Source organism: Colwellia psychrerythraea 34H, assembly GCF_000012325.1.
GTDB lineage: Bacteria > Pseudomonadota > Gammaproteobacteria > Enterobacterales > Alteromonadaceae > Colwellia > Colwellia psychrerythraea_A.
On record NC_003910.7, the window covers coordinates 368,079 to 386,123 of the forward strand.

23 protein-coding genes are annotated in these 18,045 nt (G+C 36.4%); 4 read left to right on the top strand and 19 right to left on the bottom strand.

Annotation, left to right across the window (positions count from 1 at the left end; translation table 11 throughout):
• Nucleotides 1–86: 86 nt before the first annotated feature.
• The 9 genes from CPS_RS22765 to CPS_RS01655 form a co-directional block, all read right to left on the bottom strand.
• Nucleotides 87–1,454: a zonular occludens toxin family protein gene (locus tag CPS_RS22765; protein ID WP_011041222.1), complete on the bottom strand. Its 1,368-nt coding sequence runs from the start codon at nt 1,452–1,454 to the stop codon at nt 87–89.
• Between the two features lie 89 nt (nt 1,455–1,543).
• Entirely contained in the window at nt 1,544–1,948 is a 405-nt protein-coding gene (locus CPS_RS01620) for a hypothetical protein (RefSeq protein WP_011041223.1), read from the bottom strand.
• The gene (locus tag CPS_RS01625) at nt 1,945–3,306 is read right to left on the bottom strand and encodes a hypothetical protein (protein WP_011041224.1); all 1,362 of its coding nucleotides are present in this window, start codon (nt 3,304–3,306) and stop codon (nt 1,945–1,947) included. Before CPS_RS01625 ends, CPS_RS01620 begins: the two co-directional genes overlap by 4 nt.
• 120 nt (nt 3,307–3,426) lie before the next feature.
• Nucleotides 3,427–3,654, bottom strand: a complete 228-nt coding sequence (locus CPS_RS01630) for a hypothetical protein (RefSeq protein WP_011041225.1) — start codon at nt 3,652–3,654, stop codon at nt 3,427–3,429.
• Nucleotides 3,655–3,669: 15 nt separating this feature from the next.
• The gene (locus CPS_RS01635) at nt 3,670–3,924 is read right to left on the bottom strand and encodes a hypothetical protein (RefSeq protein ID WP_011041226.1); all 255 of its coding nucleotides are present in this window, start codon (nt 3,922–3,924) and stop codon (nt 3,670–3,672) included.
• 6 nt (nt 3,925–3,930) lie between these two features.
• On the bottom strand, nt 3,931–4,275 hold the full coding sequence (locus tag CPS_RS01640) for a hypothetical protein (protein ID WP_011041227.1): 345 nt from the start codon (nt 4,273–4,275) through the stop codon (nt 3,931–3,933).
• A gap of 25 nt (nt 4,276–4,300) precedes the next feature.
• On the bottom strand, nt 4,301–5,734 hold the full coding sequence (locus CPS_RS01645) for a replication initiation factor domain-containing protein (protein WP_011041228.1): 1,434 nt from the start codon (nt 5,732–5,734) through the stop codon (nt 4,301–4,303).
• Nucleotides 5,724–5,927: a hypothetical protein gene (locus tag CPS_RS01650; RefSeq protein WP_011041731.1), complete on the bottom strand. Its 204-nt coding sequence runs from the start codon at nt 5,925–5,927 to the stop codon at nt 5,724–5,726. The genes CPS_RS01645 and CPS_RS01650 overlap by 11 nt, the downstream gene beginning before the upstream one ends.
• Before the next feature lie 2 nt (nt 5,928–5,929).
• Nucleotides 5,930–6,187 carry a pyocin activator PrtN family protein gene (locus CPS_RS01655; protein ID WP_011041230.1) on the bottom strand — a complete coding sequence of 86 codons (258 nt, stop codon included), beginning with the start codon at nt 6,185–6,187 and terminating at the stop codon, nt 5,930–5,932.
• 135 nt (nt 6,188–6,322) lie between these two features.
• Between CPS_RS01655 and CPS_RS01660 the strand changes: the two genes are divergently transcribed.
• Nucleotides 6,323–6,934 carry a helix-turn-helix domain-containing protein gene (locus CPS_RS01660; RefSeq protein WP_049757982.1) on the top strand — a complete coding sequence of 204 codons (612 nt, stop codon included), beginning with the start codon at nt 6,323–6,325 and terminating at the stop codon, nt 6,932–6,934.
• Nucleotides 6,935–7,009: 75 nt separating this feature from the next.
• Nucleotides 7,010–7,228 (top strand): hypothetical protein, encoded by a 219-nt coding sequence (locus tag CPS_RS01665; protein WP_041736563.1) that lies wholly within the window; start codon nt 7,010–7,012, stop codon nt 7,226–7,228.
• 244 nt (nt 7,229–7,472) lie between these two features.
• On the opposite strand, the gene CPS_RS01670 is transcribed toward CPS_RS01665, so the two are convergent.
• The 5 genes from CPS_RS01670 to CPS_RS01690 all read right to left on the bottom strand — a co-directional run bounded on the left by CPS_RS01670 (nt 7,473) and on the right by CPS_RS01690 (nt 9,918).
• Nucleotides 7,473–8,003, bottom strand: a complete 531-nt coding sequence (locus tag CPS_RS01670; RefSeq protein ID WP_011041233.1) for a hypothetical protein — start codon at nt 8,001–8,003, stop codon at nt 7,473–7,475.
• Nucleotides 8,004–8,110: 107 nt separating this feature from the next.
• Nucleotides 8,111–8,347: a hypothetical protein gene (locus tag CPS_RS01675; RefSeq protein WP_138140220.1), complete on the bottom strand. Its 237-nt coding sequence runs from the start codon at nt 8,345–8,347 to the stop codon at nt 8,111–8,113.
• Nucleotides 8,348–8,535: 188 nt separating this feature from the next.
• Nucleotides 8,536–8,952, bottom strand: a complete 417-nt coding sequence (locus CPS_RS01680; RefSeq protein ID WP_011041235.1) for a hypothetical protein — start codon at nt 8,950–8,952, stop codon at nt 8,536–8,538.
• Nucleotides 8,953–9,077: 125 nt separating this feature from the next.
• Nucleotides 9,078–9,407, bottom strand: coding sequence for a hypothetical protein (locus tag CPS_RS01685; RefSeq protein WP_041736569.1), 330 nt, complete (start codon nt 9,405–9,407; stop codon nt 9,078–9,080).
• Nucleotides 9,408–9,504: 97 nt separating this feature from the next.
• Complete coding sequence (locus CPS_RS01690) at nt 9,505–9,918, bottom strand: hypothetical protein (protein WP_041736570.1); 414 nt, start codon at nt 9,916–9,918, stop codon at nt 9,505–9,507.
• 405 nt (nt 9,919–10,323) lie between these two features.
• On the opposite strand from CPS_RS01690, the gene CPS_RS01695 reads away from it, so the two are divergent.
• Entirely contained in the window at nt 10,324–11,352 is a 1,029-nt protein-coding gene (locus CPS_RS01695; RefSeq protein ID WP_011041238.1) for an IS110-like element ISCps1 family transposase, read from the top strand.
• 581 nt (nt 11,353–11,933) lie between these two features.
• Here CPS_RS01695 and CPS_RS23820 read toward each other — a convergent pair.
• The 5 genes from CPS_RS23820 to CPS_RS24010 all read right to left on the bottom strand — a co-directional run bounded on the left by CPS_RS23820 (nt 11,934) and on the right by CPS_RS24010 (nt 15,617).
• A complete protein-coding gene (locus CPS_RS23820) occupies nt 11,934–12,551 on the bottom strand; it encodes a DVUA0089 family protein (RefSeq protein WP_011041240.1) in 618 nt (205 codons plus the stop codon).
• 555 nt (nt 12,552–13,106) lie between these two features.
• Nucleotides 13,107–13,562: a GNAT family N-acetyltransferase gene (locus tag CPS_RS01705; RefSeq protein ID WP_011041241.1), complete on the bottom strand. Its 456-nt coding sequence runs from the start codon at nt 13,560–13,562 to the stop codon at nt 13,107–13,109.
• An 88-nt stretch (nt 13,563–13,650) separates the two neighbouring features.
• Complete coding sequence (locus CPS_RS01710; protein WP_041736571.1) at nt 13,651–14,169, bottom strand: hypothetical protein; 519 nt, start codon at nt 14,167–14,169, stop codon at nt 13,651–13,653.
• Between the two features lie 137 nt (nt 14,170–14,306).
• Nucleotides 14,307–14,441, bottom strand: coding sequence for a hypothetical protein (locus CPS_RS24225; RefSeq protein WP_011041243.1), 135 nt, complete (start codon nt 14,439–14,441; stop codon nt 14,307–14,309).
• Nucleotides 14,442–14,999: 558 nt separating this feature from the next.
• Nucleotides 15,000–15,617, bottom strand: a complete 618-nt coding sequence (locus CPS_RS24010; RefSeq protein ID WP_011041244.1) for a PEP-CTERM sorting domain-containing protein — start codon at nt 15,615–15,617, stop codon at nt 15,000–15,002.
• A gap of 1,453 nt (nt 15,618–17,070) precedes the next feature.
• On the opposite strand from CPS_RS24010, the gene speB reads away from it, so the two are divergent.
• Nucleotides 17,071–18,027 (top strand): agmatinase, encoded by a 957-nt coding sequence (gene speB, locus CPS_RS01720; RefSeq protein WP_011041245.1) that lies wholly within the window; start codon nt 17,071–17,073, stop codon nt 18,025–18,027.
• The last annotated feature ends 18 nt before the right edge of the window (nt 18,028–18,045 follow it).

An 18,045-nucleotide genomic window follows, 5' to 3' on the forward strand; every position in this document is an offset into this window, starting at 1 on the left:
ACCGGTTTAACCAGGTTAAACAACTTTGGTACTAAAACGTAAAAAAGAACATAATAACGGCTACGTACAACACATAAACAAACAACTTAGAGTAATGACAACTGAATAGGGCTATTGCCCCTCGCTTCTTGAAAAGGCTCACTCGGTTTAGTTGGCTCACAATACACATAGTTACTGTGATTATTTGACCTTAATTCAACTAAACAGTCTGAGCTAAAGAAAATCTTATAACCCATCGCTATTAACGATTCAGAGCCAACATTTAATACTTCATCATTAATGTAAGCAGTGAAGACATAATCACGAGTAACACGATGCTTATTAAAATAAACCGTATTAACCGCATTGATATACATCTTGGTCGCACCGAACGGCAGCGCTACAAAATTATTAGGCGCAGTAACAGTCGAAACACTAGCACGACGAAAAGAAAAAGGATTAATCTCCCCATCACTTTTTTGAGCAGTACGAACGGAAGCATTAGCAACTTGAACAGCAGCCGCTGAAGCTTTCGGACTTTGTGAAATCGCATTAGGTAAACTATTCGCCAACGGTTCATCAACTTCAATGCTTTCATCGTCGAAGAAAAAGAAAACCATATACACAAGATAGGCAACCACAAAGGCGAAGCCAACAATAACACTAGGAGTAATAGGCGACTGACCAGCGCCCGACTTAGTAGATTTTCCTGTTGCTGTGGACTTATAAAGTTTGAAAACATCGAGCGGCACCTTTTTGAACGTGACAATATCGTTTTTACCAACAGAAATTCCATTAGTTTTGGGTAAATGTTCTAGAATTCTAGGACGTCTTTTGTAGTAGGGAATTGGGATCGCATCTTTTGACGAGTGAGCATAAGCAACCTCACAAACAGAGCGGATAAACGATGATATTTCCTTAATATCAGGCGTGGCCAATAAGATATCCCAGTTGTAATGCCTATGACGCATAAAGCATTCACGCAGCGTTCTTGGGTATCGTAAATAATTTCGCTCATCAAAAAGAGATTCACCAATATCATCCTGATAATCTTCAATGTTTACATTGGACTTAATTTTGCGTTGTTCTTCATGATAAATTTCCGAAAACTCTTGAGGCAATAAATCATCAAAAGCGCCCTCAGTCTTATAGTCATAATCAGAAGCCTTAAAAGACTTATCATTTGGGTAAATATCTTGTATTTCATCCAGAAAGATAAGCGCGCCAATCGGCAACCAATGAAAGAAATTACGCATCAACAACATACCCGTATCATTACCAATACTTATTCGTAACAATCTAGCCGTACTAGGAAAAACCTCTTTTAACTCGCGCTGTATCTCTTCAAGCGTTTTGATGCCCTGCAAATTAGTAACAACTACACGACCAATACGTAAAGCAGGAACAATTTCAAACCACATGGCCGTAGATGATTTGTAAGAGCCTGGGGGACCATGAAAAACTTTAGTAGCCATGAGTTAACCTCTTTGCATATAAAACAAAACGACAAATGAAAAAACAATCAAAAAAGATAAACGCGCAGACAGATATATAAATCTAATCATTAAAAACTCATCTGATAAACAAGACGTGTAATAAGCGCTTCAATAAGTAAGCTAAGCGCATCAAAAAAACGCATATCTGATGCCGCTTGTCGTAAATCAGGAGGAAGATTAGAAATTGCAGTATTCACAACCTCATTAATGTTAATCATTTGAATAAAAGATAAAGCGACCTCATGAGCAAAAACCAACGTTTCATACATAAGATAAAACTTTAAATAAAGTAAATAACTCGTTAACCAAACAAAAAAATCACCTATTGCAGTAGGAATAATGACAGTAAAAAACTCATAAATACTCATGAAAAAGATTGTGGCAGTTTCAAAAAAACCAGTAACACCCGTTTGAGGAGCAGCAAAAATATCAAAGGAAAAAAAAGCTAATAAAACAAAAATAAATAACCTCATGATTTAATCCCTCCAAGTACAATAGTCAACGCACTAAGGGCAGCAAGAAAATAAACAACATTGCCAACACCGCCAAAATACTCAGAAAAACGAGCTAATGAAATATCATGAGAACCCCATTTACCTAAATCAAGATTATTAGCCTGATAACCACCACTATTACCCGCCGTAAAATTAAACTTTTCCCTTACCTCATTAATAAACAATCTATTCTCAACACCAATAGAAGCCTTAAAACCATCAGTAAGACCAGTTAAATCACTTTCATTAATAAAAAGAGTGTCATAAGCACTAAAGCTAGCTACGCCAAAATCAGACTGATAACTACCCCCTAATTCATCACCCAAACCATCAATTTTATCACCCAAACCATCGATACCAGAACCAAGACTATTAACAGCACCAATAATACCCTTATCATCAAAAACAGCCTTTTCAATACGATTAACAGCATCAATAATACCGTTAGCAGAATTACTAACAGTGGTTGATATATCATCAGATTTTTCAACAATAGTTTGATTAGTTGTCTCAGTGGTAGAAGCTAAATTTTTAGTATTAGCATTGCGGGTAGCAACAACTTCATTAATAAGCTTATCGCCTTGTAATGAAGAAATATTTGAAGAGGTGTCAGAAGTGGTTCCATCAGCTTCATAATCAATATCATGTTCAACATCTTCAGTAGTAGTTGTAGAGGGGTCAACACTTGAACCAGTACCACCAGAACCAAAATCTAAATCACTAGGTGGCTCAGGAACATCACAAAAAGGATAAACAGAACAGTCCTCTTCTTTAGGTATAGAGCCATCATTACAAACACCAGTACAAGAAGTAGTGCCTTGACCATCATCAGTATAATTTGAACTTTTAACGCCCCAGTTATTAGCACATTGATTTTTTACAACATCGTTACACTTATCAGACTCAGATTTAAAATCTTCACAAGAATAACTATAAACATTAGGGGAAGTGTAAACGAAACCAGTAACAACTCTTGAAGTAGAACTACAATCTAAATTTGCTAATTCATGGCATTCAATAGGAGATTGACAACCGACAGAATAAGACAAATAAAGAGTAGCAGTGATATTACCAGAATCATTACACTGAGAACCCAAGCGATACTTAATCCTTGTAGAGCTTGAATAAATAAGAGGACATTTATAATAGGTATTACCATCACCGTAAGCGATTTCAGAGGGGGCAATCTGAGCACAATTAGCTGATTGGGCATCATCACCAGAACAATAATCAAAAGTAAAAGCCGAAGCTAAACCTATTTTATTAGTGATCGTAACAATAGCCGAAACATTAAAACTAAAAATAAAAATCAGGATAAAAAGTAATAATCGAAACATAACAAGACTCAAATTTTAGGTAAAAAAAAGGACTTCCTAAGAAGCCCTAATCCCGCTTGTAAATCCCTCGATACAGCAGTAATAAAGGCAACAAGCTAATAAAATGGTTGTGACCATCGCTTAACGACCGAACCAACCAAGCATTTTACCAACACCAAAACCAAGGATTGCTACGCCAATAACACCCGCAATAACAGCGGTTACATTGCCACTACCTTCAGTTACTGCTGTACCAATTTGAGCCGTATAATCAGCCGCTTGAACCGCAGCAGAAGAGCCAGCAATTGCAGAAACAGCAGCTACCGCTTTAACTTTTTTTGTTTTTAAAAAACTAACTAATTTGTTCATGTTATAAACCTTATTTTATTTACCTAACCAGCGAGCAACACGCCCACCGAAATGTGATGTTAAAAAAGCCATAATTAGCGCTAATTCAACGATTGCGAACACTTCTACATCAAAAGCAAAAAGCAGATGTAGCGTTTCATTCATTTGTTGTAGTGAGCCACTTTGTAATTCAACGAATTCAGACTGACTCACCAAAACAAATTCTGTACAGTCCGTTTCTGCAACTATTTTTAAATAACCTGTACCGTCATTAGCTGCACAAACCGACATAATTAATTAACCTGCTTTTTGTTGTTGAGCGGGTTCAATCACAAGCAGTACGGCTTTTGAATCAACGTAAACATTGCGGTAATCACCGACATTCACAGGTAATTCAACCAAAGCACCGTGACTTTCTGAAAGCGTTTTAATGAAAAAGGCATCTTTTTCTTTTTCAGCACTTATGCGAGCGGTTCTAATCATCTTTTGTTCTTGGTCAAAGCCATTAACAAAAGAGACTTCAATACCAATTTCGGTATAGCTGTTCTCTTGAGCTACGCCACCTTTATCGATGTAACGGTTTTTAGTTAACTTAGTACCGACTAAAATGCCGCGTAAAAAAATACCTGTTTGAATACTCATGTTTATCTCTCCAAATAATTAATGTTTAAGCTGCTGCCGTTTGTGCTTGTTGTTGTAAAACCCACTCTTCAATAACAGAGGCTTTCAACCGTTTAGGCATTGACGAACGACAGTCGGGCTCTTCAATGTCTTTTACAAATTTCTCTACGATTTCGCTATCAGATAAACCACAAATTACGCGCATCATGTTGATGGCTTTACGTGTACTGATAACTTGGTTTTCAACAATTTTCTCGATGGTCATGGTGGCTTGTTTAACCAGGGTTTTAATTTTGCATTGCTCAACACTTAAAAAATTGAGTGCTGGGTAAGTGGCTGCAAGGTATTCACTCGGCTTTACCATGGCATCAAGTGGTATAACGCGTTGGCTTGAATGCAATTCAACTTCCCAACGTACCCACTTAGATTTCATATCACCTAGCTGTTTACCTTTTTCATATATGCGTAACAGCTTGCCAGATTCACGAGAACCGATATAAAGCGTTTTTCCCTTGCTTGGAATAAAGCCAAAGGTTTTCTTAGCCGTTGATTTAGTGGACTCGTTACTGATTTCTTTTAAGTCTTTAAAGTTCTCTTTCAGCATTTTTTCTGTTAAATGCCCAGATTCAACATACATATAACAAGCAGGGCGGCCGCCAGAGTTAAACAGGCCTTTCTTGGCTTTACTCAATGCTCGCTTAATAGAGTGCTTCCCTGCGTAATCGTCATGCGCTAAATCAATACGGGTAATTTTAAGCGCTGGAATATTTTTGATTTCTTCATAGAGGCGTTTCATATCCAAAGCGTTACAACCCGTTCCCATGAACGACACGTAACAACCAAGGTTTTTACCACCCCAACAAATAACACCAGCTTGCTCACCATCAGCGTACAGAGTGGCTGAGTAAGAATAATTAAAACGTCCTGTCGGATTATTCTTAACCGTCCAAATAAAAGTTTCCTGAGTGAACACATTATTCAAACGACAAACAAAGCGTTCTACTTCGCCGCAACAAAGAACATCGAGTAAATCGACACCAATGTTGTCTAATAAGTTGTTTAAACGGTCACCATATTTAATGCCGGTATCGACTTCTAATTCGCCTTTTAACATGTCACGTAATTCATAACGTGCAGAAACTTCGTTGTCTGAAAGCGCAAGTGATTTAAGCGGCAAGTCTTTGTGTCGACGATTGTTATATTCACGTGTGATGGTGCTACATGATTCTTTGTAACGGCTCAAAATAGCTTCGTATTCATGGGCGTTAAAGGCGTTAGTGCCTAACAGTTCTTTGTTTTTTGTGTTCTCAAGTTTTGCCAGTTCACGATTTAAAGCGGCATCTTTTGCCTTAACGATTAATTCGCTTTTGATACACGCGCCAATCTTTGCCATCTGCTTAATGTTTAATAATTCTTTGGGTGACCAAGTCAGTGACAAGGCATCCACTAAACAAGGGATTGTTGTTGGTTTAGTTTTCATCAAAAGCCCCTTGTCGTTGTAGTTCGTGATAGTTGTTTTCATCAACTTCAATTAAGTTGAATTCGTGACCGTATACCGTTTGAAGAAATCCAATTAACGAGACTAAATTACAAAAGTGATGCACTTGGCCGTTGTGCTGTATCGCAACATCGCCCCAGTCTTCCCTTTGAAAATAGACGTTAGGATTATTCATGGTTAAGCTACGTGTACTTGTTGCCATTCTTTCGAGGCAATTTCATATTGTTTGTCGATATAACTCGCTAAATCTTCTACCTTTATGAATACAGGGCTGCGTTCAGACTTACTTAAGCTAAATGTTGGTACTGGAAAGTCTTGGCCTTTAATTTTTTGCTTAGCCGTTTTTACGCTAATACCAAAGAATTCTTGGCAAACGTCTTTCAGTTCGATCACAGGTGATTCAAAACGAGCTAGTAGTGCGAAATTTGTATTCATATATCACCTATGTAATCATTTAGGGTTAAAGCAATTCAAAGCGATTACAATCGACTATAACCGCTCCGTATCGCTCCATAAAGATACTATTTCATAATGGAGCGTTTTGCAACTATGTTTTTAAAGGAAAATAGTGTGGATGATTTTGATAAACAATTGGATGATTTATTTAAAACAACTAAAACGAGTAGAATTAGTGAGTTATCTGAAGCTTTAGGGGTTTCTCCAACCACAATAAGAACATGGAGAGGTCGAAATAAAATTCCTGCCAGTGCATTTAGAAAGGCAGAACTATCAATCCAAAACGATTCAGACGTAAAAACTGATACCCGTATTAGCCTTTCTTTTTACGAAATATCAGCTTCCGCAGGGGGAGGGGCATTAGTAGAAGTGGAAGAACAAGCTAACTTAATTAGCTTTGAGCCAGAGTGGCTAAATAAAGAAATTGGTGTAAACGCCAATGATGTCTTTTTGATGTTAGTCGATGGTGACAGTATGTACCCGACATTAAAGAACGGTGCCATGATAATGGTGAACAAACACTTTAATGGTTTAAGTGATGGTATTTACGTGATGCGACACGAACAAAACTTACTAGTGAAACGATTACAAATGTTGCCTAACGGAATTATTAAAGTGAAATCAGATAATAACCTGTATGAACCTTGGGAAATAAATAAAGAAAACCTAGACGGTACAGACATAGAAATTATTGGCCGCGTAGTTTGGTCAGGGCAAAGAATGTAGTGCCAAAAATAACTTGCGAGTTATTAAAGCGCAAGGCTTTGGACTAAAGCAATAAGACAATAGAGATAATAATATATGAGCCAGTCAATGGAAAATTTCGCGACTACTTTGGAATTGCTTGAAGAAGAAATTGGTCTTGAGGATTTAAGCCAGTTATTAGCGGATATGCTGCTTGTTTGTTCTACAAGAATTGTAGGTGATGTTCCTAATAATTGGACTGTCAAAACAGAGATTGTTAATGGTGAGGTGACAGCTATTACCGATGCTGCCTTATCTAAAGTTAATGTTTTATAACATTAACTTTATTATCGATACCAAAGAATTAACACCATAGTCACTTGTTATGTGTTTGTTCGTTTAATATGCAGTTTAAATAGTCAACTAATGCCACATTCGAGACATTTGCTTTTAAAGACAATCAATACTTCGGATTAGGTTTTGTATCGATAACGCCCCAATAATGGGCAAATATCAGTTGGTTAAAATAAGCGACGCAGGAGCAAAAACCAACTGTTATTTGTCCTGATTAATTGGCTTGTTAGGTGTACGTTTGCCAAAAAAGTATTGATAGAATCGAAATAGAAAAAACAGAATAAAGAAGGATTCCGAACCAAAAACTTTCGGGTGACTCACTCCGCTTAACTGTAATAATTTTGATTTCTATTTCTCCAATTCTAATTGCGTGAATGCAGTAAACAAGTAAAAATGGACATAAAAAAATAAAAGCTACAGTTGCTACCAAGTCACCATAACCTTCAGATTGAGGTACGAGGATAGCCGTTAGGAACGTTGAGATACAAGCTAAAATGAAAATAGTTTTCAATAGTCTAGAGGTATTCAACTTTAATTCAGATATTACTTTGACTATAACTCCATCATTTTTTTTAACTGTATAAGTTGATGGCTTTGACTTAAAACTAGTTTTAGGGGGGATTCCTTTCTTTCTATTGTCTATTTCTAGCAGTAAAATTTGATATCTCTCATGATATTTATCCTGATCAATATGCTGTAAAACATCTAATAGCTCCTCATAACTACATTCAGAATAATTTGTTTCAGAAGTCAACACCAAGTACACCTAACGCCTCGTTAAGAGGCAAAATATTGTTGGCTAAAATAAGCGACGAAGGAGCAAAAGCCAACTGTTATTTGTCCTGCTTTAACGACTTGTTATATTTATTTTACATCAACACTTTTGTTTGGGATTAATCGATGCTGTCCTGGAATAATTGATAATACGAGAAATAGTATTAAGCCAATGAGTAAAAAACGTACTCCTTGAGATGAAATAATCCCGTCAAGTAAGGATGGAATAAGTACAACTCCAGCACCAACTAGACCACTATAAAGTCTACGTGAATTAGTAAATTCATGTAGTTCACCACATGCAACACATCGATGTTTCGTCCACATAAAGGCACCAAGAAACCAACTCAAAGGTATATTATTTGAACAGTTAAAACATTTGGGAAACATTATTAAAGACTCCATTCTTCGATATAAATATAACGCCCATTTAAGGGGCTGATAATTGTTTGCTAAAATGTGTAGCGAAGCGAAACCGAGCAAACTGTTAGTCCCGCTTTAAATTCTTGTTATATTTACTTTTTACGAATACCAGACTTTCTAATTTGTTTTTCGATTTTACCAGTTTTAAATAAATGGTATTGAAGAAACACCTGTTTGACCAATGCAATAAATGCCAAATAGGCAATAACAATTATGACTAGCTGATAGAAAGCAAACTCTTGGAACATTAAATATGAACAAAATACTGCCAATATTGAAAAGCGAATAAATAACCACGTTCCATTGTTTTGTTTAAGTATTTGTTGATGTTCTTCCATCACTACTTCGTTTTTCGCGTCCATGGTAGAGCTTGAAGCTACTGGACAGTTTTCTTTTTTATTAATATGAGAAAGGACTAAACTATATCGGTCAGGGAACTTCTCACGATCAATGTTCTCCTCAATATCATAGAGTTCATCTAAAGAATAATTCTTGTAATCAACTTCCATGCTAGACAAGCTCCATGTATATATAACGCCTCGTTAAGAGGCAAAAAATTGTTGGCTAAAATTAGCGATGAAGGAGCAAAAGCCAACTATTTTTTGTCCTGCTTTAACGACTTGTTATATGCAATTTACCCGAAAGCACCAAGCTCTTTAAATATAAGTAAAATTTGCACCGTAAAAATACTAAGCATTAACAATATAGGCTTACCTTTATATTTTAAAGAAAATACTAAATATAAAATTAAAACAAAGTCGTAAACCGCAAATATAGGAATACTAAACAACGCCCACCACGCACCTATAGAAAGATGAGTTTCGTAAATCCCTAGTAAATCCTCTGCTACAAAATTAACAGGAAAGATAAATAATGGCGGGTACAAACCAATTATTAATCCTAATATAGGGAGAATAAAAAGCTTTTTATTGGGAGTGATAATAGTTGCAAGCTCCATTTGCATATAACGCCTCATTCATAGGCAAAAAACAGTTGGTTAAAATCGGCGACGTAGGAGCAAAAATCAACTGTTTTTTGTCCTTTGGAATGACTTGTTAGGCTTAATCTTCACAGTAACTTCTCAATGGCTTATTCATTTTTAAGCAACGGTCATCATCTATGCCTAACAGTTTACAGAAACCTACTTTTTGATTAAGGTCTAAATATTCTTGGTTAAAGTACGAGTGACCACTACCCTTACAAAAAGCTTCCTTATCTCCCCTTGAACCTCTTAGACAAATTGCTACATATGTAATTGATTTGTAGTCACAAAACTTACCACTACATTCTTTATAAGAATCCCAATAATGTGAAAGGCATTGGTTTTTGTTTTTTATTCCAGATAATTTAGCCCTTTGAAATACTTTGTATGGCGAATTACCTAGCCATTCCATTCTTGCAAGTGCATCTAGGGTTATATAGCTAAAGGTTAGGAACATAAACATGATTGATATAAATATAAGAGATTTTTTCACCGCTTCCTCCTTAAGCCTAACAGCTTATTATGGAGACTTCTCAGTAATGTCCGTCCCATAACTTTAATTTAATTCGTATTAATATCCCATATTTTCAGTACCTTATAAACTAAAAATAAAGGCTATTTCAAATAATATCAATCAGTTAGGATTTTAGAAAGGTTGATTTGGATTTATTACTGAGACTTCTCAGTAATATGACAGAGTCAATTCATTAGAAAATATATCGCAAATATTTTGAAGCTAACTTCCGCTTAGCGCACGCAGCAGACTTAAGCCCATAATAATTTCATGATGATTTTTTGAATGATTTTCTAAGGTTCACTTATGCCACAATGTATGGACTCCTCCAACCTATGAGCTAGGTTTATTAGTGTCTACCAAACACAAATTAAGGATCCATACATGAACAAAGTTAATACTATTGGCGTAGATTTAGCCAAAAATGTTATTCAAGTTTCTGTTCTTTCGCCTTTAAATAAAGAACTAACAAACAAAGAGCTTCCTCGAACAAAGTTCGCCGAGTTCCTGGCTAAACAGCCTATAAGTCTTGTGGCGTTCGAAGCATGCTCAACAGCACATCATTGGGCGAGATTAGCGAGAAGTTATGGGCATCGGGTAAAAATCCTGCCCGCAAAGGTAGTATCATCGTTTCGCCAAGGTCACAAAACTGATAAAAACGATGCACTTGCTGTCGCTGAAGCCGCTAACAGACCTAATGTAAAAGAAGCACCATTGAAAGAACTTGAGCAGCAAGGTATGCAGTCAATCCAGCGTTCAAGAGAGCTACTGGTTCAAAATAAAACGTGTTTATCAAATCATATTCGTGGTTTATTAATGGAATTTGGCGTATTTATTCCTAAAGGTTTCGCTTCTCTTTTTAAAAATATACCTGACATTTTGGAAGACGGTGAAAATGATATACCAGATATGTTCAGAGCTACACTTAATCTAATGTATCAACGTTTACTTGACCTTCGTGATGATGTTGGATTGTTGGATGAACAAGTTAAACAATTAGTAAAAAACAATGAAGCATGCTCGAATCTCACTAAAATGGAAGGCGTTGGGCCAATTAGCGCCATCCTACTATTTTCGACATTAGGTACTGGCGACGCGTTTAAAAATGGTCGTGAGTTCTCAGCCTATATTGGTTTAACACCAAAGCAACACAGTAGTGGTGGTAAAGCGAGTTTAATGGGTATCAGTAAATTTGTTGCCAATAAGCGACTTCGCTCAGTATTAATACAAGGCGCTCGCTCATACGTTCATCGCATGAAATCCGTCACCACTAAAAAAGATGAGTGGTTAGTCAAATTAATTGAACGTGCGGGTTATGGTAAAGCAGCCGTTGCATTAGCTAATAAAAATGTTCGAACTGCGTGGGCATTACTAACTCAGGGAACAGAATATAGGAAAGAACTAATCGCTTAAATTACTGTTACCTATTGCATTTAAAAAGTTTTAAAAGAGTTTCACCGAGTAAGCCAAGATTAGATAAAGATATCCATCTTGATAAAACCTGTTCCGCAGTGAGGGATTTAAACCCGTTGCCACATATAGGAATCGAGATGCGCATACATTGAGGGTTAGGAGATAGCTTCTCCATCTAAAAACCGAATATACGTACGCGCCTTAATCTAAGAATGGGATGCTTGATGAAAAGGAGGAGTCCATATACATTGCGGAAGTTAGCACTTGAAAATTTCTTGTGTAAATTTTCGCATGTTTTGATCTATAGCAGACATGACTTATCAACCACTACTCGCTAGTGTTTGCCTGACAGCGGACATAGCATATTAAATACTGTAACGGATCATTGGCGTGATACAAATAGATAGCGATATTTCTATGCTAGCGTGTCCTGAAAGTCTTTAGAGTCATAATAGAGGGTATGATTGAGTATCCTATGGTGATGGTTTACTTATGGAGCAACTTAATTTACCAATCACCAGGCACAAAAAAACACCAATCATTACAATTGATGTTTTTTTGAATTTACTACAAAGAGAATATTAAGATTGTTTCTTAAATTTACGTGATGCTAAACCCATAATACCTAATGCAAAGATGGCAAGGGTAGAAGGCTCTGGAACTTGTGAAGCTGTTGATGATATATTTAACAAATATGCCCCTGAGCTATTTCCATCGTACTCCCATGTTGATAAAGAACTAGCGCCTCCCGGTCCTGTTGGAGTTAATTGACCTGAAAAATCACTTGGAAATATTGCGCCACCAACTGACAGTGGATCATTAGACCATGATGAAATACCAACAAAATATTCACCTGCGGCTAATGCTGTTTGGATTATTGAGTTAGGGAAAGGTGCATCGTCGTTATGAAATAAACCAAAGCCTAAACTGTCAAATAAAAATATTTGGGTGTCTAAAGCGCTATTATCTTGAGAAACGTTTAAATCAAGTAAACCGCCCCCCCAATAAAAGCTAAACAAGTCGACATCGTTATTTGTACTAATACTACCTGATACTTGAGTAGTGCCTCCTGTCAATGATTGTGCTGTGTTTAAATTGTCGCCTGTATCGCCAATTTCAAGAATCAACCCAGCATTAGCAAAACCACTCACAGATAAAACTAAACCAGCCAAAGCCGCTTTTAACATTTTCATATTCATTTTATATTCCCTTGTAATACATTCCTTGAAACTAGAATGCTATTATAGTTTTTGGTATTACTTGTAAAGCACAAATCATACCAAACAAGAAAAACCTTTCTTTTCAGTTGGTTAGGTGTTTTAAATGAAATATAAATTCAAAAGTGTAAAATAATAAGACACTTGTTCAATCATATTCGGTTGTTTTGTTTACATATATTTTACAAGTGGCAATTACTACCGCACTCAATAAAATTATTAAGGTCCGCAATACAACATTAAGCTGACTGTAAATAATTCTGACATTTGAAATTGTTAATGTCTTCTTAGCGCACCAAGGGAACATAAACTCAGTAATAAAACATCAGTTTTAGTAGCTAATTGATCTCTATAAAAAGACTTACAATGAGAGATTAAATTATCGGAATTAGCTATGCTGTGGGAATTTGATTTGGGGCCCTTTTTATCTTTATTTTTTATTAAGGGTTCCAATGGTGCTCCATTAGTATCTTTAGGTCAGGATAAATGGGTGTTTAAGTCCAATCGAGCATTTAAATACAACTGTTTTTGCTTCGTTCAAAGGCCTTGTTCTACCTGTAACGAGTAATTGTGAAAGTCTTCAGATACTTTTTTATAACCTAGTTTCTCATACAAATGTTGACCCGCTTTGTTTGAAAACGCAGTCATTAAATCTATTCGAGAAGCACCCTCTGCTTTAGCATAACTTTTGGCTTTATCCATTAATGAAGCACTTACTCCTAAGCTACGGCCGCTGTCATCAACATACAAATCATAAAGAATATAAATTTTTACCGCGTCAACAGAGCAAAAAGAAGGATACATTTGAACAAAACCTAAGGTTTTACCATCCTTTTCAACAAGAAATATTGTCGATTCACCTTTTTCAATACGTTCCGAGATGAACTGCTCTGCCAACGCAATATCAGGTTTGCATTCATAGAACTGTCTATACAAATCGAATAGTCGTGCAATTACTGGGATGTGCACCTTAGTAGCTTTAATGATTAACATATTCACTCTATTTATTAGATAAGGTATAGCGTCGAACTAAGAGGACTAAAATAGTTGTCTAGACTAGTTGAAGCACCTTGTTACGTGTTTAATTACGTGGAAACAATTGATTGATAAAATCAGCGCATGATGAAATATGGTGTAAACAATCGCCTACCAGCATTGTTGAACCATGTGCCTTACAATTTCTAAGGCTTGGGATAACAGTAACCATCGTTTTACACCACTCATTATCTGAGTTTGGTTTATCTATGTGGCGGAAGCCTGCATCTGAAATCCAACGTTGGGCCACTGCATGATTAATGAGAGCTTTTAGCATCATTGTTTTTTTTGGCTTCATTTTTACTCTAAGCGCATGTTCAATTACAGTATATGTTTTAAGGTGCACTTCTGGAGCTAATGCATAGAAGAAATAGGAATAAAGTGCCATATTTTTAGCTACATTAAATTGGCCCTGTATCTCATCTGGAACTTCTTCATTTAGAACTTCTTTAGAAAGATAATCGTGCATACCTTTAATATTTGGAAAAGAACCGCAAAAACGTCCCATAAGCTCATGCTTTTCATCCATCAGAGTTAGTTCTTCTAAACTTTTAAATTCTTCCATTGCTAACCCTATGAATAAACTGACACGTACGCCTTAATAAGCGGAAAAACGGTTAGCTATAATCGCGAAGCGATGGCCAAATATTATTTTTCCGCTTGATTACCTTGTTAGGTTTTTATTCCCAACAACTTTAAAGTTTAATCCTCATCGTCACCTTGATATTCATCATTATTAGGATTAAGTTGGTTTGAATGATTATCCATACTGTCATCATATGCATCGTTATTCGGATTCATACTGTCACTACGGTCGTCATTAGATGATCCACCCATTTGTGCTCTCCATTTCTTGAGTTATGCCGAAAAAATTCAAGCTTTCAACACTCGGCGATATTGAAAACCTAACAGCTTATTATGGAGGACTTTCAGTAACATCTGTTCCATAATTATTAACTGACTTTTATTAATGTCCCATAATTTCAAAGCATTGAACACTAAAAAAACTAAATTTTTATTGTCACTTGGGTATTACTAATAAATCTCAGTAATATGACATGAATAATTTATTAGCAATGGTGCTATCTAAAGAAAGCTTGCAGCGAGGAATAATGAATAAGAGTTAGCGATAAAGTGGGGGAGGGGAATTTGGGGCCCTTTTTATCTTTATTTTTTATTAAGGGTTCCAATGGTGCTCCATTAGTATCTTTAGGGCAGGATAAATGGATATTTAAGTCCAATCGAGCAGTTGGAACGGTCAACTAATGCCACAAAGCAGCCCTATTTAACCTTGAATTTCTGTTAATAAATAGTCCGCTTAGCCACCATAGCGGTCGTTAAGTGTAGAGTATTCTGATAGTTAAGAATCACCAGAAACAAAAAAAACACCAATCATTACAATTGATGTTTTCTATAATTTACTACGAAAGAAAATAAATTAAGATTGTTTTTAAATCGACGCGATGCGAAACCAATCATTCCTAATGCAAAAATAGCAAGTGTTGATGGTTCTGGTACCTTATTTGTGCTATCAACCGCATCTGCGATTTTGTGGTGGGCATGCCTGATAGTGTTAGTTCCGATATACAGCTCGAAATCACTTGGAGCGTAATCGATCGAGTTGAACGTGCCAACTGCCGTAACGTCAAAATTAATTACAGTGCCTGCAGCCAATATGGTATTTAATGAGTTGGCCCAACCAAAAAGTGCGTACCCTGTTGTGCTGCCGTTATTTGCTCTATCCCAAGTTACTGAATTTCCTTGTACGGTAGAATTCCCGGTAAATACCATATTAGATGAGTTCCACATCTGGCTAAGACTGAAATCCGTTCCTACGTAAAATAATGAGTCATGTCGATTAGAATTATATGCTTGGTCTAGTGTTCCAGTGACACTAAAGGCCATCTTGCTATCCGTATATTCAGTTATATCGAATATTAATCCAGCATTCGAAGTTGATGTAACGCATAAAAATAAACATGCCAAGGCAATGTTTAAAAATTTAAATTTCATTTGATATTCCTTTTAATCCCTTCACGAATATTATTTGAAGGTAAATGCTAAGAGTGAAACGTCATCACTTTATTTTGCATTATATTAAGCATAAAACATACCAAAATGATAATGTCTAAACTTTTTAACATGTTAAAACAACAGAACCAACATCCAAATCTTAATTGTAAAATATCCAGACACAATAAACTCTTCAATTAGTCGTTCTTGTTACATAGTATTAACAAGTGCTTTTTTATGAGTTTAACGATAGAAATATCATTAGATGATTGAATTAGATATAAAACTCCAAATGAATTAGCTAAACAATCAGGCTTAAACCACTTGAAATACACATTTCAGGTGATTTAATTGATTAAAACGTTCTGGTGCTATTGTTGTTATTCATCACTTAAACTACACCATAAGTCAGTAAAAAAATCGTTCAGAACCTAGAAATAGACTGTGTTCTCTAATTCAGTTTACGGAAGCTCTAAGTTAACATCAAGTGATGTAAGATCAACGGCAGCTAAGAGCTTGCAGCCGTCATAGCTATTGTTTTCATTCTATAGCGGTATTTTGCTCTGTTGATCATAAAATGAGTCTCAAAAAGCGATTTTGGGAACGTACGCTATACCAGTTATTTAAATTCCGCTGTCGACTTGCTTAGGTCAACTAACTGATGTTCAGTTGACCTCGACAAACATTCAAAACTTAAAAATTTTACTTCTTCAATGCGCACCAAGGGAACATAAACTCAGTAATAAAACATCAGTTTTAGTATCTAATTTATCTCTATAAAGAGACTTACAATGAGAGATGAAATTATCGGAATTAGCTATGAAGTGGGAATTTGATATGGGGCCCTTTTTATCTTTATTTTTTATTAAGGGTTCCAATGGTGCTCCATTAGTATCTTTAGGTCAGGATAAATGGATATTTAAGTCCAATCGAGCATCAACGCAATACTAGGCTGATGCTTAGTTCGTCGATGTATTCCCACTGAAATTCTTCGAATAATGCAATAAAAACACTTTTTCACCCTCTTTTGGGTATAACCAAATGCCCGTTAAATTGCTACATTCATTGTAGGCATTAGAGCGTGCTCATAAATAAACTACATAGAGCAAGGCTAAATTTACAATATTAGGTGTATACCCGTTCCACTTGAAGATGCAGGATTCAGCTGGAATTAGAAACGCCTTTAGGAAGGCATTGGTTGAAGAGAATAGTTATTCTATTGTCGAAATCAATAACGCAGCATAAAGCGTTTCTAAACCAGCCCTCGGGGAAGTCTGAGCAAATCATACGCTACGTTCCATTTTTTTATTAAGGGTCATTCAGGAGAATATGCTCCTGAATGACCCTTAATAAAAAAATGCGCCTTGATTATGAATCGCTCAGACTTCCTGAAACGAGCATCTTCAGGAGGAGCGGGTATATAAGCAAAAATTACACTTATGAGGGTTAGAGTATGACAGATAATAATTTCAATCAGCCATTAGGCGGTAATCAAATGCCACGTTTCGGTGGTCCAGGTACTATGTTTCGCTTACCAAGCAGTGAAATAAGCAATGAATTAGATATAGGTATTGTAGGTGTGCCACTGGATATTGGTGCTAGTAACCGAAGTGGTACACGCTTTGGCCCTCGTTCTGTTCGCAATGAATCAGTCTTAGTTCGTCCTTACGGTATGTATACCAAAGCTGCGCCATTTGATAGTTTCCAAATTGCAGACATTGGTGATACTCCAATAAATACATTCAATCTTGCTGACTCTATTCGAATTATTGAAGCGCATTACGATACCATTATGGCGAGTAATATTAAGCCAGTGACTGTTGGTGGCGATCACACTATCAGTTTGCCTATCTTGAGAGCCTTGCATAAAAAGCACGGCATGATGGCATTAGTTCATGTTGATGCCCATGCGGATATTAATGATTCTATGTTTGGTGAAAAAGAGTGCCACGGTACTATTTTCAGACGTGCTATTGAAGAAGGTTTAGTTGACCCGAAAAAAATGATTCAAATTGGTCAACGTGCAACCGGTTATAGTGCGGGTGATTTTCAATGGGCGGTGGACCGAGGCGTAAGAGTTGTACAGGCAGAAGAATGTTGGTTGAAATCGTTAGTGCCCTTAATGGAAGAGGTGCGTGAGGTTATTGGTGAAGATATACCGACTTATTTAACGTTTGATATTGATGGTATTGATCCAGCATTTGCGCCAGGAACTGGCACACCAGAGCCAGCAGGGTTAACCTCGCCACAAGCCTTAGAGATCATTCGTGGCATGTGGGGTACTAATCTTATTGGTGCTGACTTAGTTGAGGTATCACCACCATATGATACTTCAGGTAATACCTCCTTATTAGCAGCCAACCTCATTTTTGAAATGCTTTGTAGCTTTCCAGGTTGTATTCGTAGATAAAGAGCAATAGTGACTTAA